19 protein-coding genes and 1 pseudogene are annotated in these 23,082 nt (G+C 72.8%); 17 read left to right on the forward strand and 3 right to left on the reverse strand.

Annotated elements, in window-relative coordinates; all coding sequences use genetic code 11:
• From BUE45_RS29685 to BUE45_RS29700, 4 genes and pseudogenes are all read left to right on the forward strand, one after another.
• A pseudogene (locus tag BUE45_RS29685) lies at window positions 1-180 on the forward strand (aldehyde dehydrogenase family protein); the annotation flags it as partial.
• 123 nt (window positions 181-303) lie between these two features.
• Window positions 304-936 carry a GNAT family N-acetyltransferase gene (locus BUE45_RS29690; RefSeq protein ID WP_073384239.1) on the forward strand — a complete coding sequence of 211 codons (633 nt, stop codon included), beginning with the start codon at window positions 304-306 and terminating at the stop codon, window positions 934-936.
• Entirely contained in the window at window positions 933-1,730 is a 798-nt protein-coding gene (locus BUE45_RS29695; RefSeq protein ID WP_073384240.1) for a purine-nucleoside phosphorylase, read from the forward strand. The genes BUE45_RS29690 and BUE45_RS29695 overlap by 4 nt, the downstream gene beginning before the upstream one ends.
• A gap of 535 nt (window positions 1,731-2,265) precedes the next feature.
• Window positions 2,266-3,948, forward strand: a complete 1,683-nt coding sequence (locus BUE45_RS29700; protein WP_073384241.1) for a phospho-sugar mutase — start codon at window positions 2,266-2,268, stop codon at window positions 3,946-3,948.
• A 23-nt stretch (window positions 3,949-3,971) separates the two neighbouring features.
• Here the strand turns inward: BUE45_RS29700 and BUE45_RS29705 are convergent, their stop codons facing one another.
• Window positions 3,972-4,463, reverse strand: coding sequence for an Lrp/AsnC family transcriptional regulator (locus BUE45_RS29705; RefSeq protein ID WP_073384242.1), 492 nt, complete (start codon window positions 4,461-4,463; stop codon window positions 3,972-3,974).
• A gap of 683 nt (window positions 4,464-5,146) precedes the next feature.
• Here BUE45_RS29705 and BUE45_RS29710 point away from each other — a divergent pair.
• From BUE45_RS29710 to BUE45_RS29755, 10 genes are all read left to right on the forward strand, one after another.
• Complete coding sequence (locus BUE45_RS29710) at window positions 5,147-6,187, forward strand: thiamine pyrophosphate-dependent dehydrogenase E1 component subunit alpha (RefSeq protein ID WP_073384243.1); 1,041 nt, start codon at window positions 5,147-5,149, stop codon at window positions 6,185-6,187.
• The gene (locus tag BUE45_RS29715; RefSeq protein ID WP_073384244.1) at window positions 6,184-7,206 is read left to right on the forward strand and encodes an alpha-ketoacid dehydrogenase subunit beta; all 1,023 of its coding nucleotides are present in this window, start codon (window positions 6,184-6,186) and stop codon (window positions 7,204-7,206) included. The genes BUE45_RS29710 and BUE45_RS29715 overlap by 4 nt, the downstream gene beginning before the upstream one ends.
• 7 nt (window positions 7,207-7,213) lie before the next feature.
• The gene (locus BUE45_RS29720; RefSeq protein WP_073384245.1) at window positions 7,214-7,552 is read left to right on the forward strand and encodes a biotin/lipoyl-containing protein; all 339 of its coding nucleotides are present in this window, start codon (window positions 7,214-7,216) and stop codon (window positions 7,550-7,552) included.
• Between the two features lie 139 nt (window positions 7,553-7,691).
• Complete coding sequence (locus BUE45_RS29725; RefSeq protein ID WP_073384246.1) at window positions 7,692-8,426, forward strand: alpha/beta fold hydrolase; 735 nt, start codon at window positions 7,692-7,694, stop codon at window positions 8,424-8,426.
• 397 nt (window positions 8,427-8,823) lie between these two features.
• Complete coding sequence (locus BUE45_RS29730) at window positions 8,824-9,882, forward strand: BMP family lipoprotein (RefSeq protein ID WP_073384247.1); 1,059 nt, start codon at window positions 8,824-8,826, stop codon at window positions 9,880-9,882.
• Window positions 9,883-10,057: 175 nt separating this feature from the next.
• A complete protein-coding gene (locus BUE45_RS29735) occupies window positions 10,058-11,665 on the forward strand; it encodes an ABC transporter ATP-binding protein (protein ID WP_073384248.1) in 1,608 nt (535 codons plus the stop codon).
• Complete coding sequence (locus tag BUE45_RS29740; protein ID WP_073384249.1) at window positions 11,662-13,227, forward strand: ABC transporter permease; 1,566 nt, start codon at window positions 11,662-11,664, stop codon at window positions 13,225-13,227. The genes BUE45_RS29735 and BUE45_RS29740 overlap by 4 nt, the downstream gene beginning before the upstream one ends.
• Complete coding sequence (locus BUE45_RS29745) at window positions 13,224-14,486, forward strand: ABC transporter permease (protein WP_073384250.1); 1,263 nt, start codon at window positions 13,224-13,226, stop codon at window positions 14,484-14,486. Before BUE45_RS29740 ends, BUE45_RS29745 begins: the two co-directional genes overlap by 4 nt.
• A complete protein-coding gene (locus tag BUE45_RS29750; RefSeq protein ID WP_073384251.1) occupies window positions 14,465-14,887 on the forward strand; it encodes a cytidine deaminase in 423 nt (140 codons plus the stop codon). The genes BUE45_RS29745 and BUE45_RS29750 overlap by 22 nt, the downstream gene beginning before the upstream one ends.
• Before the next feature lie 93 nt (window positions 14,888-14,980).
• Complete coding sequence (locus BUE45_RS29755; RefSeq protein WP_073384252.1) at window positions 14,981-16,270, forward strand: thymidine phosphorylase; 1,290 nt, start codon at window positions 14,981-14,983, stop codon at window positions 16,268-16,270.
• Window positions 16,271-16,476: 206 nt separating this feature from the next.
• Here the strand turns inward: BUE45_RS29755 and BUE45_RS29760 are convergent, their stop codons facing one another.
• A complete protein-coding gene (locus BUE45_RS29760; RefSeq protein ID WP_073384253.1) occupies window positions 16,477-17,895 on the reverse strand; it encodes an ATP-binding protein in 1,419 nt (472 codons plus the stop codon).
• A gap of 745 nt (window positions 17,896-18,640) precedes the next feature.
• Window positions 18,641-19,186, reverse strand: coding sequence for a hypothetical protein (locus BUE45_RS29765; protein WP_073384254.1), 546 nt, complete (start codon window positions 19,184-19,186; stop codon window positions 18,641-18,643).
• A gap of 129 nt (window positions 19,187-19,315) precedes the next feature.
• Here BUE45_RS29765 and BUE45_RS29770 point away from each other — a divergent pair, with 129 nt between their 5' ends.
• Genes BUE45_RS29770 through BUE45_RS29780 form a run of 3 tightly spaced genes read left to right on the forward strand, consistent with a single transcriptional unit; the run spans window position 19,316 to window position 23,081 of the window.
• Window positions 19,316-21,142 carry an acyclic terpene utilization AtuA family protein gene (locus BUE45_RS29770; RefSeq protein WP_084738163.1) on the forward strand — a complete coding sequence of 609 codons (1,827 nt, stop codon included), beginning with the start codon at window positions 19,316-19,318 and terminating at the stop codon, window positions 21,140-21,142.
• The gene (locus tag BUE45_RS29775; RefSeq protein WP_073384255.1) at window positions 21,139-21,486 is read left to right on the forward strand and encodes a hypothetical protein; all 348 of its coding nucleotides are present in this window, start codon (window positions 21,139-21,141) and stop codon (window positions 21,484-21,486) included. The genes BUE45_RS29770 and BUE45_RS29775 overlap by 4 nt, the downstream gene beginning before the upstream one ends.
• The gene (locus tag BUE45_RS29780) at window positions 21,483-23,081 is read left to right on the forward strand and encodes an acyl-CoA carboxylase subunit beta (protein ID WP_073384256.1); all 1,599 of its coding nucleotides are present in this window, start codon (window positions 21,483-21,485) and stop codon (window positions 23,079-23,081) included. The genes BUE45_RS29775 and BUE45_RS29780 overlap by 4 nt, the downstream gene beginning before the upstream one ends.
• The last annotated feature ends 1 nt before the right edge of the window (window position 23,082 follow it).

Here is a 23,082-nt window from a genome sequence, read left to right on the forward strand (position 1 = left end):
GGTGCGGGGGAGGACGCGGTCGCGTTCGAGCGGGCCGCGGCCCAGACCCTGACCCGGGTGGTGCGGCCGGGGCCGGACGCGGACGGCGGCGAGGAGGTTTGGGCTGATCCTGATCCGGGCCTGTCGCGGATCACCCCGTTCCTGGAGACCAAAACCGTCTGGCACCCCATCGGAACCTGAGGCGACCACGACCCCCTCCCGGTTTTCCACAGGCGGCGGGCGGCGGCTTGCGCCGGTGCCCGTTCGAACGCCAGTGTGAGGTGGGGCGGAGCACCTCCGCCCGACAGGGGAGAGGAGTCCGCGGTGGGCGATGCGGTCGAGGGCGCGGCGGGCGCGGTGCGCCTCCCCGCGGTGGTGCCGAGGCTGGTGCGGCTGGACCGGGTCGGCGCCGAGGCCGGTCTGCTGCGCGCCGCGGTGGTCCGGCACCGGCTGGCCCCCGGCCAGTCGCGGTTCACCGCACTGCCGGTGGCCTCGCTGCCCGCGGCCGACGCCGACCCGGCCCGGGTGCCGTTCGCCATCGTGGTCGGCACCGCCGCCGACGCGGCCCAGGCGCGGGAGGCCGCGGCCGGGTTCGGGGTGCTGGACCACGGGTCCGGCCTCCGCGACCTGGTCGAGGACCCCCAGCGCGCCGTGCTGCTGCGGGCGTACTACGTCACGCCACAATGGCAGGGCCGGGGCCTGGGCCGGGCGTCCTGCGCCGCGCCGCTGCTGGACCGGTTGATCGCCGAGGCCGTGCCGCACGCCGACCGGGCCGTGCTGTGCGTCAACGTCGCCAACCACGCGGCCCGGCGGGTCTACGAGGCCGCCGGGTACACCGCGACCGGACGCGTCATCCACGGTGACGCGGGCCCGCAACACGTGATGTCGCGCCCCCTGGCCACCGGGGCGCACCCCGCGCCGCTCCCGCGGCCCGAACGAACGGAGAACACGCTGTGACCACCGGACCCAAGGCCGTCGCCGAGCAGGCCGCCGACGCCCTGCGCTCGCACACCGGGGTGGACGCCTACGACATCGCCCTGGTCATGGGCTCGGGCTGGGCGCCCGCCGCCGACCTGCTGGGCGAAGGGCGGCACGAACTGCCCGCCTCCGAGCTGCCCGGCTTCCTCGCGCCCGGGGTGGAGGGGCACAGCGGCACCGTGCGGAGCATCGTCGGCGGGGACCGCAACGTCCTGGCCTTCCTGGGCCGCACCCACCTCTACGAGGGCCACGGAACCGACGCCGTCGTGCACAACGTGCGCACCGCCGTCGCCGCGGGGGCCCGGACCGTCGTCCTCACCAACGCCGCGGGCGGCATCAACGCCACCTACTCGGTGGGCATGCCGGTGCTCATCGCCGACCACCTCAACATGACCGCCCGCTCGCCGCTCACCGGGGCGACCTTCGTGGACCTCACCGAGGCCTACTCCGCGGAGCTGCGCGCCGTGGCCCGCGAGGTGGACCCGAGCCTGGCCGAGGGCGTCTACGCGGCCATGCCGGGCCCGCACTTCGAGACCCCGGCCGAGATCCGGATGCTCCGCGCCATGGGGGCCGACCTGGTCGGCATGTCCACCGTGCTGGAGGCCATCGCCGCGCGCGAGGCCGGGGCCCGGGTCCTGGGCATGTCCCTGGTCACCAACATCGCCGCCGGGCTGGAGGGCGCCAACCTCGACCACGAGGAGGTGCTGGCCGCCGGCCGCGACGCCGCCGACACCGTGGGCCGCCTGCTGGCCGACATCGTCGCCCGTATCTGAGGCCCAAGGCGGGGCGTGTTCCGCGGGCCGGCCCGAGCCGACCCGCGGGACCGCCCTCCGCGCCGACCCGTCCCGGATACCTGTGCGGGCGGCCCGCCGGTGCCGGTGGTCCGCGTCGGCGGCCCGTTCCCGGTCGGCCTCCGGGCGGTCCGTGCGGGCCGGTGGTTCGGTTCCGGCCCACCTGCGTCGGCGGTCCGTGTTCGGTCCGTGCGGGGCCGTGGTCCGCCTGCGGCCCGTCCGCGTCGGCGGCCCGCTTGCGTCGGTGGTTCGCCTTCGGGCGGTCCTGGTGTGGTCCGCCTCGCGATTCCCGCCGACCCGCCCGCGCGGGCCGCCCGCCTCCGGACCGACCCGCTGCCCCGTCCCGTCGACCCGCCACCCCCGTCCACCCGCCCGCGCCGATCGCCCCCTCCGGGCGCTCCGCGCCCGCCGTCCGCTGCCGGCCCGCCCCCACCGGTCGTTGCTCCGGCCCCCGCCGAGCGGTGCGGGCACCGGACCCCACGCAAGCATCCACGGAACACGCCCGAGGAGACCCGCCATGACCACCGACCCCGACACCGTCGCCCGCGCCCGCGCCTGGCGGGACGCCGACCCCGACCCCGCCACCCGCGAGGAGCTGTCCGCCCTGCTGGAGCGGGCCGCGGCCGGAGAAGCGGAGGCCGCGGCCGACCTGGAGGACCGCTTCTCCGGGAGGCTGGAGTTCGGCACCGCCGGGCTGCGCGGCGCGCTGGGCGCCGGACCCAACCGGATGAACCGGGTCGTGGTCATGCGCGCCGCCGCCGGCATCGCCGCCTGGCTGCACGGCCGGGGCGGGGCCGGGCACGTGGTCATCGGGTACGACGCCCGCCACCGGTCGGCCGACTTCGCCCGGGACAGCGCCGCCGTCCTCACCGGGGCCGGCCACCGGGTCTCCCTGATGCCGGGTCCGCTGCCCACCCCCGTGCTGGCCTTCGCCGTCCGGGACCTGGGCGCCGACGCCGGGATCATGGTCACCGCCAGCCACAACCCGCCCCAGGACAACGGCTACAAGGTGTACGTGGGCGGGGACGGCGACGACGCGGGATCCCAGATCGTCGCCCCGGTCGACGCCGAGATCTCCGCGGCCATCGACGCGGCCGGCCCGCCGTCCGCCCTGCCCCTGGGCACCGGATGGGCGCTGCTGGGCCGGGAGGCCGTGGACCGCTACCTGAGGGCGGTCACCGCGCTGGTCCCCTCCGGCCCCCGCGAGCTGACGGTGGTCTACACGGCGATGCACGGGGTCGGCGGGGCGGTGCTGGTGGAGGCGATGGAGTGGGCCGGGTTCGCCGCGCCCGAGACGGTGGCCTCCCAGTTCGACCCCGACCCCGACTTCCCCACGGTGGCCTTCCCCAACCCGGAGGAGCCGGGGGCGCTGGACCTGGCCCTGGCCGCGGCGGAGGGGGTCGGCGCCGACCTGGTGATCGCCAACGACCCCGACGCCGACCGGCTGGCCCTGGCACTGCCCGGGCACGGCCCGCTCACCGGCAACGAGGTGGGCGGCCTGCTCGCCGAGTACGTGCTCGACCACACCACCGGGGACGACCGGGTGGTGGCCACCTCCATCGTCTCCTCCAGCCTGCTCGGCAAGATCGCCGCCGACCGCGGCGTGCACTACGAGGAGACCCTCACCGGGTTCAAGTGGCTCGCGCGGGCCGGGTCGCCCGGGTCGCGGCGGGTCTTCTCCTACGAGGAGGCCCTGGGCTACTGCCTCGGCGGGGACGGGGGGCGCCCGGTCGCGGACAAGGACGGGATCGGCGCGGCCCTGGTGGCGGCGGCGCTGGCGGCGGCCGCCGCGGCCGCGGGGCGGACCCTGCCGGACCTGCTCGACGACCAGGCCCGCAGGTACGGCCTGCACCTGAGCGAGCAGCTCTCGGTGCGGGTGTCGGACCTGTCGCTCATCGGCGCGGCGATGCGGCGGCTGCGCGCCGAGCCGCCCGCCGCGTTCGGCCCCCTGAAGGTCGCGGGGATCGACGACTTCGCCGCCGGACACGCGGGGCTGCCGCCGACCGACGCCCTGCGGTTCCGGTTGGAGGGCGGCGCCGGGGGGCGGGTGACGCTGCGGCCCTCGGGCACCGAGCCCAAGCTGAAGGCGTACGCGGAGATCGTGATGGACGTGGAGGGCGATGTCGCGGCCACCCGCGCGCGCGGTACGGCGCTGCTCGCCGAACTGATGGCCTCGGTCGCCCTGGCGGTGGAGGGGTAGTCGGGGGTGAGGGGGGTCCCGTCTCAGTCGGTGTCCGCGGGCTCCACGACGGGCCGGTGCACGACCTCGTCGATGACGGTGAGCGTCTGGGTGGACGTCACACCGGGGAGCGATTGCAGGCGGGTCAGGATCAGGTCCCGCAGCTGGTTGGTGTTGGCGACACGGACGAGCAGGACGATGTCCGCGGAGCCGACCACGTACCAGCAGTATTCGATCTCGGGGTAGGAGGAGAGGATCTCCCGGTTGGCCCGCCAGTCCGGCTGGCTCCCGGAGATGAGCACGAGCGCGGTGACGCCCAGGCCCATCTTCGAGTGGTCGGTGACCACGGAGTAGCCGCGGATGACGCCCTCGTCGGTGAGGCGCTTGATCCGGTTGTAGGCGGTGGCCCGGGAGACGTTGGCCAGCGCGGCGATCTCGGTGATCCCGGTCCGCGCGTCCTTGGCGAGTGCACTGAGGATCGTCTGGTCGGTCGCATCCGGTCGCCGACCGTTCCTGCGCTGCTCGCCCATGGCCATGTGGGTGCTCCTCGTGTCTTCTCGTTCCAGTGGAAGCCCCTTCATCATCGTCGTCGACCGGGGCTAACGGACTACCAGGTAAACATCGTTTGCTTCCATGGGGATCTCAGTCGTCGAGACGGAGTCCGTTTGTGTGAACACGCGGTCACCAGGGGATGCGCGCCGGTGGTCTCACCATGCGGAATCTGATTCTCACGTTCTCGGCGGGCGGGGGCGCCGGGGGTATCCGACTGTACCCATGCTTGACGCGGTGCTCGGCCCGGGGGTTTCCCGGGAGCGGGAGTCGTCACGCGCGGTGCCGCGGCGGCGACCGGCGTTCTCATGCGATGGCCGCTTTCGGTCGTCTCTGTCGTGCCGGGCCGCCTTTTCCTGGTCGGAGTGCCGGGGTGCATCCGAACGTATGCGCTCCACTGTCGAACGGGGCACCCATCGTGGCCAACTGCGATCGTTCTGTGATGATGGGCGCAGATTCGAGGTGTATAGGCCGACCTGTCGTTTTCCCTGGTGATGCACCCGCCGGGTTGGACGATGTCGAACAGAGGTCGGGGTTCGGTCCTCATTTGTATCGAGTTTTCGAGATAATCTAGCGCCAGTGTCGAGTAATCCGGACAATCTGCCTCATCAGTTAACAGACCACCCCGGAGTCCGGCGCTTGCGGCGGACCGCGTAGGGAGCCGCTGCACATGTCGACCCACGAGCCGCCGGGCCAGGGCGCCATCACCGTGGACCACCTGCCCCCCGACCTCACCCGCGCGCTGTACACGCACATGCGGACCGCCCGCGACCTGGACGCCGAGGCCGTCGCGCTCCAGCGCCAGGGCGTCTTCCCCGCCTACGTGTCCGTCCGCGGCCAGGAGGCGGCCCAGGTCGCCAGCGCGGCGGCGCTGGACCCGAGCCGCGACTTCGTCTTCCCGACCTACCGGGAGATGGCCGCGGCCCTCGCCTACGGGGTCGAGATGGTCGCCTACATGGCCACCCACCGGGCGCTGTGGCACGGCGGGCTCTACGACGTCATGGAGTCCCGCTTCGGCGCCATCAACGCCGTGGTCGGCGGCCCGGTCCCGCACGCGGTGGGCTGGGCGGTCGGCGAGCGCATGCGCGGCGGCGACGGCGTCGCCCTGGCCTACTTCGGCGACGGCGCCAGCTCCGAGGGCGACGTCCACGAGGCCATGAACTTCGCCGGGGTCTACGGCGCCCCCGTCGTCTTCTTCTGCCAGAACAACCGCTGGGCCCTGTCGGTGCCCAACGAGCGCCAGGTGGCCGGGGGCTCCGTCGCCGCCCGCGCCCGCGGCTACGGCATGGCCGGGGCCACGGTGGACGGCAACGACGCCGCCGCCGTCCACGGCGCCGTCACCGAGGCCGTCGCCCGGGCCCGCCGAGGTGAGGGGCCCACCCTCATCGAGGCCCTCACCTACCGGGTGGAGCCCCACTCCACCTCCGACGACACCGGCCGCTACCGGGACGAGGCCGAGGCCGACCACTGGCGGACGCACCGCGACCCGGTCGCGCTGCTGCGTGCCGCCATGCTCGGGGCCGGCCACGCCACCGCGGAGGAGGCCGACGCCATCGACGCCGCTGCCGCCGCGCGGGCCGAGGAGATCCGCGACGGCGTCTCCGCCGCCCCCGAGCCCGACGGCTCCGAGCTGTTCACGCACGTCTTCCGGGAGACCACCCAGGAGCTGACCCGGCAGCGCCGCATCTGGGAGGAAGAGGTCCAGCCGTGACGGAACTCATCGACCGCACCGACACCGCCGCCGACGCCCCCGTGCTCGAAGAGCTGTCCATGCAGCAGGCCATCAACCGCGCGCTGCGCGTCCTCCTGGCCGAGGACCCCGACGTCCTGGTCTTCGGCGAGGACGTGGGCGCCCTGGGCGGCGTCTTCCGGGTCACCGACGGCCTCCAGAAGGAGTTCGGCGACCAGCGCGTCTTCGACACCCCGCTGGCCGAATCGGCGATCATGGGCATGGCGGTCGGCCTGGCCATGAACGGCTGGCGCCCGGTCCCCGAGCTCCAGTTCGACGGGTTCGCCTACCCGGCCGTCGACCAGATCGTCAACCAGGTGGCGCGCATGAACTATCGCACCCGCGGCGCGGCCCCCATGCCGATCACCCTGCGCCTGCCGTCCTTCGGCGGCATCCAGGCGCCCGAGCACCACGGCGAGAGCCTGGAGGCGCTCTTCGCCCACACGCCCGGGCTGAAGGTCGCGGCCCCCTCCGACCCCGCCGACGCCTACGGCCTCCTCCTCCAGTCCGTGCGCTCCGACGACCCGGTCGTCTACATGGAGCCCAAGGCGCGCTACTGGGACCGCCGCCCGGTCCGGCTCACCGAGCCGACCGACCCCATCGGCACCAGCCGCGTCGTCCGCCCCGGGCGGCACGCCACCCTCATCGCCTGGGGCGCCATGGTCCACCGGTGCCTCCAGGTGGCCGAACTCGCCGCCGAGGACGGCGTGGAGCTGGAGGTCCTGGACCTGCGCTGGCTCAAGCCCATCGACGCCGCCGGCCTGGCCGCCTCGGTGGCCCGCACGCGGCGCGCCGTCGTCGTCCACGAGGCGCCGCTCACCGCCGGGCTCGGGGCCGAGGTGGCGGCCCTGGTGACGGAGCAGTGCTTCCGCGACCTGGCCGCCCCCGTCCAGCGCGTCACCGGATTCGACGTCCCCTATCCCGCGGGTCCCCTGGAGCCGCAGTACCTGCCGACGATCGACCGCATCCTGTTCGCGGTGCAGAGAACCCTGGAGTACTAGACCCGCCATGGCTGAAGAGAACGTCACCTTCACCCTCCCCGACCTCGGGGAGGGCCTCGTCGAGGCCACCGTCCTGGAATGGCAGGTGTCCGTCGGCGACGTCGTCGAGCGCAACGCACCGCTGGTGGAGGTGGAGACCACCAAGTCGGCCGTGGTCATCCCCTCGCCCCAGGCCGGGCGGATCGTCGAGCTGCACGCCGAGGAGGACCAGGCCGTCCCGGTGGGCGACCCGCTGGTCACCTTCGCGGTCCAGGGGCGGGCCCCGCAGGCGGGCATCGTGGGCAGGGTCCCGACCGAGGAGGCCCGGCCCGCGCGCCGTGTCCGGCTGAAGCCGCCGGCGGACTGACCGTGCCGACCGGACGGGGCCCTTCGGAGGAATGCATGAACGGGTGCGGCCGTCGCCGCCCTCCGTTTATCGGAACCTCTGAAAGGACCCCGTTCCGACTTCTGTTAATGCACCCGGCCGCATAAGGATTGAAGGATTCATGTCTGCGAATCTCGTCGGCGACGTGACAATGCGCTATGTGGATTTGCGCCCGCAGTCCCCGGCGGACGCCGTCCCGGTGCTTCTGCTCCACGGTTTCGGGACGAACTTCGGCATGAATTGGGAGGCCGCGGGCTGGCCCCGGTTCCTGGGCGCCGAGGGGCTGCGCGTGATAGGGCCCGACCTGCGCGGCCACGGCGCCAGCGAAAAGCCCCTCGACGACGCCTCCTATCTGCCCGAACACTTCGTCTCCGACATCATCGCCCTGCTCGACGAACTCGGCGTGGACGAGGTCGACGCGGTCGGCTACTCCATGGGCTCCCGGCTCGCCTGGGAGCTGGCGCTCACCCGGCCCGGGCGGGTCCGCCGCCTGGTCCTGGGCGGCTTCGGACCGGCCGACGCCTTCGAGGGCACCGACCTCTCCGCCCCCGGGCAGGGGGCGACCCCGTTCGACCACGTGTTCCGCACGGTCGCCGGGCTGCCCGGCAACGACCCGGCGGCGCTGGCCGCCTGCGCCCGCGGCCAGGCCGCCCGGCCCTTCTCCCCGAAGCCCCCCGTCACGCAGCCGACACTGCTGGTCACGGGTGCCGCGGACGAGATCGCCGCGGGCGCCGGCGAACTGGCGGCGGCGGTCGGCGGGTCCCACGTCGAGGTGCCCCGGCGCGACCACGTGAACGCGGTCTCCTCACGGGTCTTCAAGCAGTCCGTCGTCGACTTCCTCACCTCGCAGGGGTGAGGCGGGCCCCGGTCCGGTCCGCCGCTCCCCAAGCCGGGCCCCGGGGCGCGGTCGGGGCTCCGGCGGGGTCGCCCGCCGGGCCCCGGCCGGTCTAGACCGGCACGGCTTCACGTGGTGTTGTTACCCTTTGTGCAAGTCTGGGGTCTTTGAGTAGTAATGCCTCGTCGCGGGCCTGCGGGGGGTCGGAAAATGCCTCCGAGGCAAAGCCCGGGGCTCCTGGCGCGGTGTGTTCTTGGTAACTTCCGAGTAAGGCCCCGTGTCATTCAGCTCTCGCCTTCATAACAACTCTGTGCGCCGGTTGGGTGTACTTTCCACCACCAGATATCGTCCGACCGCAGAACTCAGCTCGGCCCCCGGTTGAAAGCGGGTCGCTGAGAGGGCGAAGGGGAGTTATCAAGTGAAGCGCAGCAACACGCTGAGGTTCGCCGCCATCGCGGCGGCCGGTGTGCTCGCCCTCACCGCGTGTGACAACGCGGCCCAGGAGGGCTCGGGCGACGGTGGCGACGGCGGCGGGGAGGAGAGCTCCGAACTCCGCGTCGGACTCGCCTACGACGTCGGCGGTCGCGGCGACCGTTCGTTCAACGACTCGGCCTACCGAGGCCTGGAGCAGGCGATGAACGAACTGGGCGTCGACGCCCAGGAGTTCGAGCCCACCGACGGCGAGGCCGACTCCGCCAAGGTGGAGCGCCTGTCGACCATGGCCGACGAGGGCTACAACGTCATCATCGCGGTCGGGTTCGCCTACGACGGCGCCGTCCGCGAGGTCGCCCCGGAGTTCCCGGAGGTCGACTTCGCGATCGTCGACTCCGAGATCGAGGACGTCGACAACGTGACCAGCCTGGTCTTCGCCGAGGAGCAGGCCTCCTTCCTGGCCGGCGCCGCCGCGGCGCTGAGCACCGAGGAGGACCACGTGGGCTTCGTCGGCGGTGTCGAGACCCCGCTGATCCACAAGTTCCAGGCGGGCTACGAGGCCGGCGTCGCGCACGTGGACGAGGACATCACGGTCGAGGTCGACTACCTCAGCCAGCCGCCGGACTTCAGCGGCTTCAGCGACCCGGCCCGCGGCCGTGAGCTGGCCCAGGCGCAGTACGACCGCGGTGCCGACGTGATCTACCACGCCGCCGGCGCCTCGGGCAACGGCGTCCTGGAGGCCGCCGTCGCGAACGACTTCCTGTTCATCGGCGTCGACAGCGACCAGTACGAGAACGCCGAGGACGCGCAGAAGCCGTTCGTGCTGACCTCCGCGATCAAGCAGGTCGACGTGGCCGTGTTCGAGCTGATCCAGGCCGCGACCGAGGGCGACGTCGCCGCCGGTATCGAGCGGTTCGACCTCTCCGGCGGCGGTGTCGACTACACCACCACCAACGAGGAGCTGATCAGCCCGATCCAGGGGGACCTGGACGAGATCAAGCAGCAGATCATCGACGGCGAGATCGAGGTTCCGACCGCGCCGTGAACGCGCGGTCGCGCACGCTGTACCGCGGGTAGGACCCGTGGTGATTCGCGGCCTGGGACGGCCGCCGGACCGGGAGACCCCCGGACCGGCCGCCGTCCCGGCCGTCGTTACGCGGACGAGGGCGTCCGGCGGTGGCGACCGGCCCCGCGCCGCTCCGCATTCCTCAAGGAGACAGATGAGCAGCACGCCATCGGGCGACGGGGGCCAGGCGCCCCCCGCCGTTGAGCTGCGCGGGATCACCAAGCGTTTTCCCGGGGTCGTGGCCAACCACGACATCAACATCTCCGTGGCCCCCGGCACCGTGCACGCCATCGTCGGCGAGAACGGTGCGGGCAAGTCCACGCTGATGAAGACCCTGTACGGGATGCACCGTCCCGACGAGGGCACCATTCACGTCAACGGCCGCCAGGTGAAGTTCACCTCGCCGTCGGACGCCATCAGGAACGGCATCGGCATGGTGCACCAGCACTTCATGCTCGCCGACAACCTGACCGTGCTGGAGAACGTGGTGCTGGGCGCCGAGCGCCTGCACGGCATCGGCGCCAGGGCCCGCGCCGAGATCCTCCGCCTCTCCGGGCAGTACGGGCTCGGGGTGGACCCGGACCGCCTGATGGAGGACCTGGGCGTCGGCGACCGCCAGCGGGTGGAGATCCTCAAGGTCCTCTACCGCGGCGCGCGCACCATCATCCTGGACGAGCCCACGGCCGTCCTGGTCCCGCAGGAGGTCGACGAGCTGTTCGACAACCTGCGCGAACTCAAGCGCGAGGGCCTCACGGTCATCTTCATCTCGCACAAGCTCGACGAGGTGCTGTCCGTCGCCGACGAGATCACCGTGATCCGGCGCGGCACCACCGTGGCCACCGCCGACCCGGGCACCACCACCGCCCGGGAGCTGGCCACGCTCATGGTGGGCGGCGAGCTGCCCGTCCCCGAGCTGCGCGAGTCCACGGTCACCGACCGCGTCGTGCTGTCCCTGGACGGGGTCACCGTCCGCTCCGGCGACGGCCGCGCCGTCGTCGACGGCGTCGGCATCGACATCCACGAGGGCGAGATCGTCGGCATCGCCGGCGTGGAGGGCAACGGCCAGTCCGAGCTCATCGAGGCCATCATGGGCATGCGTCCGGTCTCCTCCGGCCGCATCCGGCTGGGCGGGCAGGACATCACCGGCTGGCACACGCTGAAGATCCGCGAGGCCGGCGTCGGCTACATCCCCGAGGACCGGCACCGCCACGGCGTGCTGCTGGAGTCCTCCCTGTGGGAGAACCGCATCCTGGGCCACCAGACCAAGCGGCCGAGCGTGCGCGGCCCCTGGATCGACCGGGCCGGGGCGCGCGCCGACGCCGAGCGCATCGTCTCGGAGTACGACGTGCGCACGCCCAACATCGACGTCATCGCGGACGCCCTGTCCGGCGGCAACCAGCAGAAGTTCATCATCGGCCGCGAGATGAGCGGCGAACCCCGCTTCCTCGTCGCCGCCCACCCCACCCGCGGTGTGGACGTCGGCGCCCAGTCGGCCATCTGGGAGCAGCTGCGCGAGGCCCGCGCCGCCGGCCTGGCGGTGCTGCTGGTCTCCGCCGACCTCGACGAGCTGATCGGCATGTCCGACACCCTGCACGTCATCCTGCGCGGCCGCCTGGTCGCCCAGGCCGATCCGACCTCCGTCACCCCCGAGCAGCTCGGCTCCGCCATGACCGGCGCCGGGCTCGGCGGCGACGGCGGGACCCAGACCACAGAAGGTGGCAGCGGTGACGACACCGCCGACCGCGACGGGGGCGGGGCATGACTGACACCGCTACCCGTCCCGGGGCGCCCCGGATCCTGATCCCGGCGCTCCTCATCGCCCTGCTGGGCACGATCGTCACCGTCGCCCTCGATACAGTGCTGCTGTGGTGGGCGGCGCTGATCATCGGCGTCGTGCTGGCGTTCGCCGCCGTGGTCCTGGTGGACCGCCGCATGCCCGAAGCCGAGCGGACCGGCGCCTCCGGGACCAAGGAGGAGGGCACCACCCTGCACCGCACCCTGGTGGTCCCAACCGCCCTGGTGCTGTCGGTGGTCTCCGGCCTGCTGCTGGCCTGGTTCCTGGACCTGTCCCTGATCGAGCCGGTGGCCGCCGCCCTGGGCGCGTTCGCCGGCTCGGCCGCCGCCCTCCTGCTGTACCGCCGCCTGTCGGCGATGCTCGCGCTGTCCTTCGCCGCGGTGTTCGCGGCCGGGATCATCGCGATCGCCGTCACCGCGCTGGTGCTGTTCTTCAGCGGGATCGCCCCGGGGGCCACCTTCGCGCGGATGGTCGAGTACGGCACCCGGCCCAACAGCCTGGTGCAGATCATCAACGACGGCACCACCTACTACCTGGCCGCCGTCGCCGTGGCGATCGGCTTCAAGATGAAGCTGTTCAACATCGGTGTGGACGGCCAGTACCGGCTGGCCGCCCTGATGGCCGCCGCGGTCGGCGGCTGGCTGGTGCTGCCGCCGGTGCTGAGCCAGATCGTCATCATCCTGGTCGCCGTCGCGGTGGGCGGCGCCTGGGCCGGCATCGCCGGGTACCTCAAGGTCACCCGCGGCGTGTCCGAGGTCATCTCGACGATCATGCTCAACGCGATCGCCACCGGCATCACCGCCTACCTGCTGAACACCGACCGCCTCGCGGTGGAGATCAGCACCAACAACATCGGCACCCCGCCGCTGCCCGAGGGCTCCTGGATCCCCGGGATCCCGGCGGCGTTCCTGGGCTCGGAACGGGAGATCTTCGGCCTGGTGCTGCTGGCCGCCGCCGTGGGCGTCGGCTACGCGGTGATGCTCAACCGCACCCGCTTCGGGTTCGAACTGCGGGCCACCGGCCAGTCGCAGAGCGCCGCCGAGGCCAGCGGTGTCAACGTCAAGAAGATGGTCTTCCTGTCCATGCTCTTCTCGGGCATGGTCGCCGGCCTGGTGGGGATGCCGCAGCTGCTCGGCAGCTCCCACTACTACGCGCTGGACTTCCCGACCGGGATCGGCTTCATCGGCATCGCCATCGCGCTGCTGGGCCGCAACCACCCGGTGGGCATCGCCTTCGCGGCGCTGTTCTGGGCCTTCCTCAACCAGGCGGCGGGCATCCTGCCCTTCGACGGCATCCCCCAGGAGATCGCCGTCATCGCCCAGGCCACCATCGTCCTCACGGTCGTCGTGGTCTACGAGGTCGTCCACCGCTGGGGCCGCCGCTACCAGCAGCAGCAGATCGGCAAGGAGCTCGGCACCACCGTCGCCGGGCCCGCCGAGGAGACCGCGCCGACCGGCGCGGCGTCCGACAGCGGTGACGGCACCGGGGACGACACCCCCGGGACCGGCCGCGGCGGGGAGGCGAAGTGAGCCAGGAACTCAACGTGATGGAGCCGGTGGCCAAGCCCCCGGCCCGTCTCAGCGGCCGGTCGGTGTGGCGCCTGCTCAGCCTGTTCGGCGCCGTCCTGGTGGCACTGGCCGGCCTGCGGGTCATCACCGGCCAGGACATGCTGACCGACGCGGGAACCGTCCGCACCACCCTCACCTTCGCGGTGCCCATCGCCCTGGCGGCGCTGGGCGGCCTGTGGGCCGAGCGCGCGGGCATCATCAACATCGGCCTCGAAGGCATGATGATCCTCGGGACCTGGTTCGGGGCCTACTTCGCCTGGTCCACCGGCAGCCCGTGGATCGGCCTCGCGGCCGGCGTGCTGGCCGGGATGGCGGGCGGCCTGCTGCACGCCGTCGCCACGGTGACCTTCGCCGTCGACCACATCGTCTCCGGCGTGGCGATCAACATCCTCATGCTCGGCGCGATGCGCTACCTGTCGATCCTGGTCTACGCCGACGTGCCCGGCGCGGGGGCCTCGCAGTCGCCCACCGCGCCGTCGTTCCCGGTGCTGAGCGTGCCGGGGGTGGCCGACGCGCTCGGGCCCGTCGCCTCCAGCGGGATACCCGTGGTCGGCGACCTGGCGTCGCTGGTCATCGGGGTCACCACCCGGCTGTCGGCGCTCACGATCATCGCGATCCTGATGATCCCGGCGACCTACCTGGTGCTGTGGAAGACCGCGTTCGGGCTGCGGCTGCGGTCCGTGGGCGAGAACCCCGACGCCGCCGAGTCCCTGGGCGTGCCCGTGTACACGTTCAAGTACATCGCGGTCGTCATCTCCGGCGGCCTGGCCGGCATGGGCGGCGTGTTCCTCGCCATCGTCGCCTCGCAGATCTACCAGGAGGGGCAGACCGGCGGGCGCGGCTACATCGGCCTGGCCGCGATGATCTTCGGCAACTGGCGACCGGGCGGACTGGCCATGGGCGCCGGGCTGTTCGGGTACACCGACGCGCTCCAGATCCGCGGCGGCGGCGCGGCCATCCACGCCCTGCTGCTCCTGCTGGCCGTGGTGCTGCTGGCGGCGGCCCTGTGGCAGGTCCGCCGGGACCGCAAGGGCCTGGCGATCGCCGGGGCGATCGCGGCCGTCCTGCTGCTGGTCTGGTACTTCACCACCGACTCGCTGCCGCGCGAGCTGGCCACCTACAGCCCGCACATCGCGACGCTGCTGGTGCTGTCCCTGGCCTCCCAGCGGCTGCGGCCGCCCGCGGGGGTCGGCAAGCAGTGGAGGGCGAGCCGGTCATGAGCACGGTCGATCCCGAGGGCGTCGACTGGGAGGCGCTGCGCGCGCGGGCCCGGGAGGCGATGGCCCACGCCTACGCGCCGTACTCGCGGTACCCGGTGGGCGCGGCGGCACTGGTCGACGACGGCCGCACCGTCAGCGGCTGCAACGTGGAGAACGCCTCCTACGGGCTGGGGCTGTGCGCCGAGTGCGGCCTGGTCAGCGCGCTGCACGCGAGCGGGGGCGGCCGACTGGTCGCGTTCGCCTGCGTGGACGGCCGGGGCGAGACCCTCATGCCGTGCGGGCGCTGCCGCCAGCTGCTGTACGAGCACGGCGGGCCGGAGCTGCTGGTGGACACCCCCGAGGGCGTCCTCACCATGGACCGGGTGCTGCCGCAGGCGTTCGGCCCGCAGCACCTCGCCTGACAACCGAACAGGGCAGGACATCCCTCTCCCCGGTCGCCGCCCGCACGGCGGCGGCCGGGGAGACCCGTTTTTCTCCCGGAAAGGACGCACGACATGGACGTCATCGAGATCATCCGCGCCAAGCGCGACGGGGGAGAGCTCACCCCGGAGCAGATCGACTGGGTGATCGACGCCTACACCCGCGGCGCGGTCGCCGAGGAGCAGATGTCGGCGCTGGCCATGGCGGTCTTCCTGCGCGGCATGAACCGCGCCGAGGTGGCCCGGTGGACCGAGGCGATGCTCGCCTCCGGGGAGCGGCTCGACTTCTCCGACCTGGAGCGGCCCACCACCGACAAGCACTCCACCGGCGGGGTGGGCGACAAGATCACCCTGCCGCTCACCCCCACCGTCGCCGCCTGCGGCGCGGCGGTGCCCCAGCTCTCCGGCCGGGGCCTGGGCCACACCGGCGGCACCCTGGACAAGCTGGAGTCCGTCCCCGGCTGGCGGGCGTCGCTGAGCACGGACGAGATGCGCGCCGTGCTCGCCGACACCGGCGGCGTGATCTGCGCGGCCGGCGAGGGGCTGGCCCCGGCCGACCGCAAGCTGTACGCGCTGCGCGACGTCACCGGGACCGTGGAGTCGATCCCGCTGATCTCGGCCTCCATCATGAGCAAGAAGCTCGCGGAGGGCACCGGCGCCCTGGTCCTGGACGTCAAGGCGGGCTCGGGGGCGTTCATGAAGGACGTCGACTCGGCCCGCGAGCTGGCCCGCACGATGGTGGACATCGGCACCGACCACGGGGTGCGCACGGTGGCGCTGATCACCGACATGTCCGTGCCGCTGGGGCGGCAGGTGGGCAACGCCCTGGAGGTCGCGGAGTCGGTGGAGGTGCTGTCCGGGGGCGGACCGGCCGACGTGGTGGAGCTGACCGTGGCGCTGGCTCGGGAGATGCTGGCCGCCGCGGGGCTCACCCCGGGCGAGAACGGGGTCAAGGACCCGGCGGAGGCGCTCAAGGACGGCAGCGCCCTGGAGTCCTGGAAGCGGCTGATCCGCGCCCAGGGCGGTGACCCGGACGCACCGCTGCCGGTGGCGGCGGAGCGCCGCACGGTGCTCGCCCCGGCGACGGGCACGGTCACCCGGCTGGACGCCTACCAGGTGGGGCTGGCCGCGTGGCGGCTGGGCGCGGGCCGGGCCCGCAAGGAGGACGCGGTGTCCTTCGGCGCGGGGGTGACCCTGCACGCCAAGCCGGGGGAGCGGGTCGCGGCGGGGGAGCCGCTGTTCACCCTGCACGCGGACGAGGCGGAGCGCTTCGAGCGCGGCGCCGCGGCACTGGAGGGGGCCTTCGACATCGACCCGGACGGCGTCTTCGAGCCGGGCCCGATCGTCATCGACCGCATCGCCTGACCCGCCGATACGCGTCGGGGCGGTCGCCGGAGGTCCGGCGCCCGCCCCTCGGGTGCTGATTTTCGCATGTCAGCGCGCTGTGGAGCCGCGCCGCCCACCTCCTGGGCGGTGGAGGAAGGAACCCGCCTCGACGCGGTCGTCATCGGTGCTGCCGTGCTCGCCGATGGGTGGTTCGTCGCACGTGTGTCGAGGTTGCGATCCGCTGCTCACAGCGGCCAGGCGGCCAGCAGGTCGCCGGGGCCGTACGCGGCATCGAGGCCCGTGCAGTCGACTCCGCTGCGGGAGATCGCCATGATCGGGACGGGTTCGTCCGTGAGGGCCGCCCGGTGTCGGTGGAGAACCGCCAGGTCGTGCCGGTCGAAGGGGGACCGCTCCAACCACTTGATGGAGCCGACGAAGAGCAGTGTTCTGGCGATGGGTGCGCGGTCCGCCCCGATGATGTCGACCTCGACGTCGTTGGTGCGGGTCCAGTAACCGCCCACCGCGGGGGCCGCGGGCAGCCCTCCGGTGGGCAGTATCCGGGCCAGGGCCTCCCGGAGGAGGGGCTCGACGGCTCGGCCGCGCCAACTGGTCCAGCTCTCCCGAATCCGTGCCAAGGTCAGATCGCCCCGTCCTCGCTCGATCTCCTCCATGGACGGGCCGAGCAGGTGCAGCCAGAACCTCAGATAGGGGTCCGTCACCCGGTAACGGCGATCCTTCGACGGACCCGTTGATACGGGCAGTTCCGCGGCGACGATCCGCTTGTCCGTGAGCAGATCCAGCGCTCGCTGCAGGGGTGTGGACCCGATACCGCCCGCCGCACGGGCGATGTTGGTGAAGGTTCGCTCGCCGCTCCCGATGGCCGCCAGCACCGTACGCGCCTGGGCCTGCGGAGGGAACTCGGCGGCCAGCGAGCGTTCGGCCGATACCAGCAGGGCCGAGACCGGGTCGCTCAGCGCCTCACCCAGGAAGTCCCAAAGCCCCGCGTCCCGCGGCCACTCCGCACAGATCAGTGGCAATCCGCCGGTGACCAGCGCGGCGTCGAAGGCTTCCGCCGGATCCAGCCCGAGCATCTCTCCCACCTCGGCGGGATTGAGCGGCCCCAGGATCATTTCCCGGCCCCGCTGGTGGAAGGGGCGTCCGTAGCTGTTCAACGCCTCCATCATCGACAGATCGGAGCCGATGAGGACCAGCAGCACGGGCTTGGTCTCCAGAACCCGGTCCCAGGCCCGCTGCAGCATCCCCTCGAAGGCGCCCTCGGGGTCCATCAGGTACGGCACCTCGTCGATGACCACCACGCTCACCCGGTCAGCGGGCAGCGCCGCGGCCAGCACGTCGAACGCGGCATCCCAGCTTTCCGGCCGCGCGGCGGCCACCAACCCCGCCGACGGCAGTGTCGATGACCGGGCGTCCTGTGCCAACCGTGTCAGATCGGCCTTGGGGGAGGCGCCGGTTGCCGCATAGAACAAGAAGGGTGCTCCAGAGCGCTCGGCGAAGCGCTCGACCAGCCGGGATTTGCCCACCCGGCGCCGTCCGCGCAGCATGACGCACCGACCGGGGCGCTCCCCGCCGACTCCCAGCGCCACCTTCTGCAGCTCCCGCTCCAGTGTGGCCAGCTCCTGCCGGCGGCCTACGAAGTCCACCATTCCCACCGACCCCTTTCCAAGTTACTAACGCCAATGTTAGCAACATTGAAGTTAGTAACATTGATGTTAGTGTCTTGGGCGTGATTGCGAGCCTCGGACCGAGAGGGTGTTCCGCTCATTCGGCCGGTCGTGTGTCCGCTTGGTGGAAGCATTCGCCAAGGCGTGCCACTCCCGCATGTCAAGCGTGGTGCGGCGGTCGGAATCCGCGCCGGCCGGGCCCCTCGGTCACGGCGTCGACCCGGACGGCGTCTTCGAGCCGGGCCCGATCGTCATCGACCGCATCGCCTGACCCGCCGATACGCGCCGGGGCGGTCGCCGGAGGTCCGGAGCCCGCCCCACGGGTTGGTTTCAGGAGGGGAGGGAGAACGTCCGGACCTGGGTGTCCACAGGCCCGCCCTCACCGTGCGGGCGCACGACCTCGAACGGGACGTCCGCCAGTCGGCCGGTGTCGTCCCAGGCGAGCGGGCCGCAGAGCCGCCGTGGGCGATGTCCTGCCCGGCGCGCGCCCGGGCCGGGCAGTCCGCGTACTCGGCGCACTCCCGGCCGTCGGAGAGCGGGCGCCGGTTCGGCGCCTGCGGCGCGGTCGCGGGCCCGGGGGAGAAGCTGCGTTTTTGCGGCTTATGCCTTATTTGTTAAGAGCTGCCGGGTTCTAACGGTCCATGTCCTCTAAGCGCCGGTGACCATGCCGGGAGCACGCGGCGTGCTTTCCGTGAACCCTCCGGCCCTCCCGGGGCGGGGGAACGCGTCAGACGCGGCCCGCGGCGATGGTGTAGGTGACGATGGCCAGGACGACGAACACCGTGCCGGTGAGCACCGTGGCCGCGGCCAGCCAGCGGGCCCAGGCGCGGGTCGTCCCGCGGCCCAGGACCAGGGAGAGCGACGCCGCCAGCACGGCCAGCACGCCGAGCCCTCCGTAGGCCAGCAGGTCGGCGTTGACCGCCGCGAGGTTGCCCTCGGTGCCCAGGGTGATGTCGGTGAAGGCGAACCAGCCGAACAGCTCGAACAGGCGCGGATCGGTCGCCACCGGGGCGAGGAACAGCAGGGCGGCCAGAGCGAAGGTCTCGGCCGACAGCAGGCCCGGCGCGGCCGGGCGGCGGCCGCCCTCCAGGAAGGCGTCGGCGGACCGGGACTCGGCCGCCGGGGCGTCCGGTGCCGCGGGGGGCGCTTCCCCCTCCCGGATTCCGGTCTGTCCGGGGGCGTCCGCGGCGCCGGTATCCGCCGCAACGGTGTCGGGGGCGGTGCCGTCGGACGCGGCGCCGTCGGTGGGGGTGGTGTTCTCAGGGGTGCTCACCAGGACAAAATATCCGCCCGCCCGACCCTTCCCCGAGGTCGGTAACCCACGCTCCGTGGCCGGTTTCGGCCATGTCGTCATGAAGTGTGAGATCCCCAGAAAAACAATCACTAGTGCTTGTTTTTTCGTGTGGCCGGTGTCACCCTCGACTCCATGACCGATACGCCCTCCCTGTGGATCGGCAACGCCTCCGGGTTCTACGGAGACCGCCTCGGCGCCGTCCACGAGATGCTCACCGAAGGTCCGGTCGACGTCCTCACCGGTGACTACCTGGCCGAACTCACCATGGCCATCCTCGGCCGCGACCAGCTGGCCGACCCCTCACGCGGCTACGCCAGGACCTTCCTGCGGCAGATGCGCGACAGCCTCGGGCTCATCGCGGAGCGCCGTGTCAAGGTCGTCACCAACGCGGGCGGCCTCAACCCCCAGGGACTGGCGGACCGGCTCACCGAACTCGCCGAGTCCCTCGGCTTCGAACCCCGCATCGCCTACGTCACCGGCGACGACCTGCTGCACCGCGCCGAGGAGCTGGGCCTGGACGGGCCGCTCACCGCCAACGCCTACCTGGGCGCCTTCGGGATCGCCGCCTGCCTCGACGCCGGGGCCGACATCGTCGTCACCGGCCGGGTCACCGACGCCTCCCTCACCGTGGGGCCGGCCATCTCCCACTTCGGCTGGACCCGCGAGGACCTCGACGCCCTGGCCGGCGCGACCGCCGCCGGCCACGTCATCGAGTGCGGCGCCCAGGCCACCGGCGGCAACTACGCCCTCGCCGACGACCTGCTGCGTGAGGGCCACGACCTGGACCGTCCGGGCTTCCCCCTCGCCGAGCTGCGCGCCGACGGATCCGCGGTCATCACCAAGCACCCCGGCACCGGGGGCGCCGTCACCACCGGCACCGTCACCGCCCAGCTGGTGTACGAGATCGCCGGGGCCCGCTATCCCGGACCCGACGTCACGACCCGCCTGGACACCGTCCGCCTCGACCGCGAGGGCCCTGACCGGGTGCGCCTGTCCGGGGTCCGCGGCGAGGCCCCGCCGCCCGACCTCAAGGTCGGCCTCACCGGCCTCACCGGCTTTCGCAACGAGGTCGACCTGCTCATCACCGGCCTGGACGCCCGGGACAAGGCCGCCCGAGCCGAACGCCAGCTGCGCGCCGCCCTGTCCCGGCGCCGCCCCGAGGACCTGGGCTTCGAGTTCGTCCCCGCCGCCGACCCCCACGGCGACACCCAGGAGGCGGCCACCGCCCGCCTGCGCGTGACCGCCCGCGACCACGACCCCGCGGTCGTCGGCCGCGCCTTCGGCGCCGCCGCGGTGGAGCTCGCGCTGTCGGGCTACGCCGGGTTCCACCTCACCGCCCCGCCGCGCGACGCCCGCCCCGACGGGGTGGTCGCGAGCCACGCGTTCGTGCCCGCCGCGGAGGTCGAGCACACCGCGATCCTCCCCGACGGCGAGCGCCTGGTCATCCCCCCGCCCCGTACCACCCGGGTGCTGGAGGAGGTCCCCGAACCGCCGCTGCCACCCCCGCCGCCCGGGGGGCCGCAGCGTCGTGCACCGCTGGGGCTGGTCCTGGGCGCCCGCAGCGGAGACAAGGGCGCGGACGCCAACCTCGGGGTCTGGGCCCGCGACGACGACGGCTGGCGCTGGCTCGCCCACCGCCTCACCGTCGACCTGCTGCGCGAGCTGCTCCCCGAGACCGCCGGACTCAGGGTCACCCGCCACCTGCTGCCCCGGCTGCGCGCCGCCAACTTCTGGATCGAGGGCCTGCTCGCCCCCGGAACCGCCCGGCGCGAGGGACCCGACCCGCAGGCCAAGGGCCTGGGCGAGTGGCTGCGGGCCCGTGTTCTGCCGCTGCCGGTCTCCCTGCTGCCGGTGCCCGCCTCCGGCGCTGCTCCCGGCGACACCCCCAGCGCCGATCCTGCCGCCACTTCTGCCGTCCGGGAGGCCCACCCGTGACCGCTCATGCCGAGGAAGCCCCACTGGTCACGTTTGACTACCCGAGGGTGCGCGGGAACGGAACGGTTGCGTTCGGCTGCCAGGCGGTGGGTGCGGGTGAGGTGGCCGTGTTCCGCTGCTCGAAGGGGCGTGCGAGCAGAGTGGTCAAGCTCGGCGGGGCGGAGGTGGGTGCGGTCGGAGTGGTCAAGTTTGGCTACCTGGGGGTCCGTGCGGGCGGGGTGGTCAAGTCCTGCGGATCGGGGGTGGGTGTGGGTGAGGTGGTCAAATTTGACTACCTGAGGACTCGCGCAAGCAGAGTGATCAAATTTGACTACTCAAAGGTGTTCAAGGAGGACCGCCGGTGACCGTGCTCAGAAGCCGGCTCGACACCGGGTCCGCGGAATTCGCCGCGGCCCGGGACGCCATGCTCGCGGAACTGGCCGGGATCGACGCCGCACACGCCGGGGCGCTGGCCGGGGGCGGTGACAAGTACGTGGAACGCCACCGCTCCCGTGGCAAGCTCACCGCCCGCGAACGCGTCGAACTGCTCCTCGACGAGGGCGCGCCCTTTCTGGAGCTCTCGTCCCTGGCGGGCTGGGGCAGCGACTACACCGTCGGCGCCAGCCTCGTCACCGGGGTCGGCGTCGTCTCGGGCACGGAGTGCGTCATCGTCGCCAACGACCCCACCGTCCGCGGCGGCGCCAGCAACCCCTGGACCCTCAAGAAGTCACACCGGGCCGCGGAGATCGCCGCGCAGAACCGGATGCCGATGATCAGCCTCGTGGAGTCCGGCGGCGCCGACCTGCCCTCCCAGAAGGAGATCTTCATCCCCGGCGGGCGCACCTTCCGCGACCTCACCCGGCTGTCCGCCGAGGGCGTCCCCACCGTCGCCCTGGTGTTCGGCAACTCCACCGCGGGCGGCGCCTACATCCCCGGGATGAGCGACCACGTCGTCATGGTCCGCGACCGGGCCAAGGTGTTCCTCGGCGGCCCGCCCCTGGTCAGGGCCGCCACCGGGGAGGAGAGCGACGACGAGTCGCTGGGCGGGGCCCGCATGCACGCCGAGGTGTCCGGCCTGGCCGACCACCTCGCCCGGGACGAGCACGACGCCCTGCGCATCGGCCGCCGCATCGTCGCGCGGCTGGGCCACCGCAAGGCGGGCCCGGCCCCCGCCCCGGACGCACGCGAGCCCCTGTACCCCGCGGAGGACCTCGTCGGCGTCATGCCGCCCGACCTCAAGGTCCCCGTCGACCCCCGGGAGATCATCGCCCGCCTCGCCGACGGCTCGGAGTTCGACGAGTTCAAGCCCGCCTACGGCGCCGGACTCGTCACCGGGTGGGGCGAGCTGCACGGGTACCCCGTGGGGGTCCTCGCCAACGCCAACGGGGTGCTGTTCAGCGCCGAGGCGCACAAGGCCACCCAGTTCATCCAGCTGGCCAACCGCTCCCACACCCCGCTGGTGTTCCTGCACAACACCACCGGCTACATGGTCGGCCGCGAGTACGAGCAGGGCGGGATCGTCAAACACGGCTCGATGATGATCAACGCCGTCTCCAACAGCACCGTCCCCCACTTCTCGGTGCTGGTCGGCGCCTCCTACGGGGCCGGGCACTACGGCATGTGCGGCCGCGCCTACGACCCCAGGTTCCTGTTCGCCTGGCCCAGCGCCCGCTCCGCCGTCATGGGCCCCCGCCAGCTCGCCGAGGTGCTGTCGACCGTCGCCCGCCAGTCCGCCGCCCGCCGGGGCGAACCCTACGACGAGGAGCAGGACGCCCTCGTCCGGCAGATGGTGCAGGGGCAGGTCGAGGCCGAGTCCCTGCCCCTGTTCCTGTCCGGGAGGGTCTACGACGACGGCGTCATCGACCCCCGCGACACCCGCACCGTCCTGGGACTGTGCCTGTCCTTCGCCCACAACGCCCCGGTGCGCGGCACCGACCGCTTCGGCGTTTTCCGAATGTGAG

Source organism: Nocardiopsis flavescens, assembly GCF_900141985.1.
GTDB classification, from domain to species: Bacteria; Actinomycetota; Actinomycetes; order Streptosporangiales; family Streptosporangiaceae; genus Nocardiopsis; species Nocardiopsis flavescens.

What these genes read in the sequence shown, in the direction of transcription:
- BUE45_RS29700 (WP_073384241.1), top strand. Translation starts at nt 2,266, where the DNA reads ATGACCACCGACCCCGACACCGTCGCCCGCGCCCGCGCCTGGCGGGAC.
- BUE45_RS29705 (WP_073384242.1), bottom strand. Translation starts at nt 4,463, where the DNA reads ATGGCCATGGGCGAGCAGCGCAGGAACGGTCGGCGACCGGATGCGACC.
- BUE45_RS29710 (WP_073384243.1), top strand. Translation starts at nt 5,147, where the DNA reads ATGTCGACCCACGAGCCGCCGGGCCAGGGCGCCATCACCGTGGACCAC.
- BUE45_RS29720 (WP_073384245.1), top strand. Translation starts at nt 7,214, where the DNA reads ATGGCTGAAGAGAACGTCACCTTCACCCTCCCCGACCTCGGGGAGGGC.
- BUE45_RS29725 (WP_073384246.1), top strand. Translation starts at nt 7,692, where the DNA reads ATGTCTGCGAATCTCGTCGGCGACGTGACAATGCGCTATGTGGATTTG.
- BUE45_RS29735 (WP_073384248.1), top strand. Translation starts at nt 10,058, where the DNA reads ATGAGCAGCACGCCATCGGGCGACGGGGGCCAGGCGCCCCCCGCCGTT.
- BUE45_RS29740 (WP_073384249.1), top strand. Translation starts at nt 11,662, where the DNA reads ATGACTGACACCGCTACCCGTCCCGGGGCGCCCCGGATCCTGATCCCG.
- BUE45_RS29755 (WP_073384252.1), top strand. Translation starts at nt 14,981, where the DNA reads ATGGACGTCATCGAGATCATCCGCGCCAAGCGCGACGGGGGAGAGCTC.
- BUE45_RS29760 (WP_073384253.1), bottom strand. Translation starts at nt 17,895, where the DNA reads ATGGTGGACTTCGTAGGCCGCCGGCAGGAGCTGGCCACACTGGAGCGG.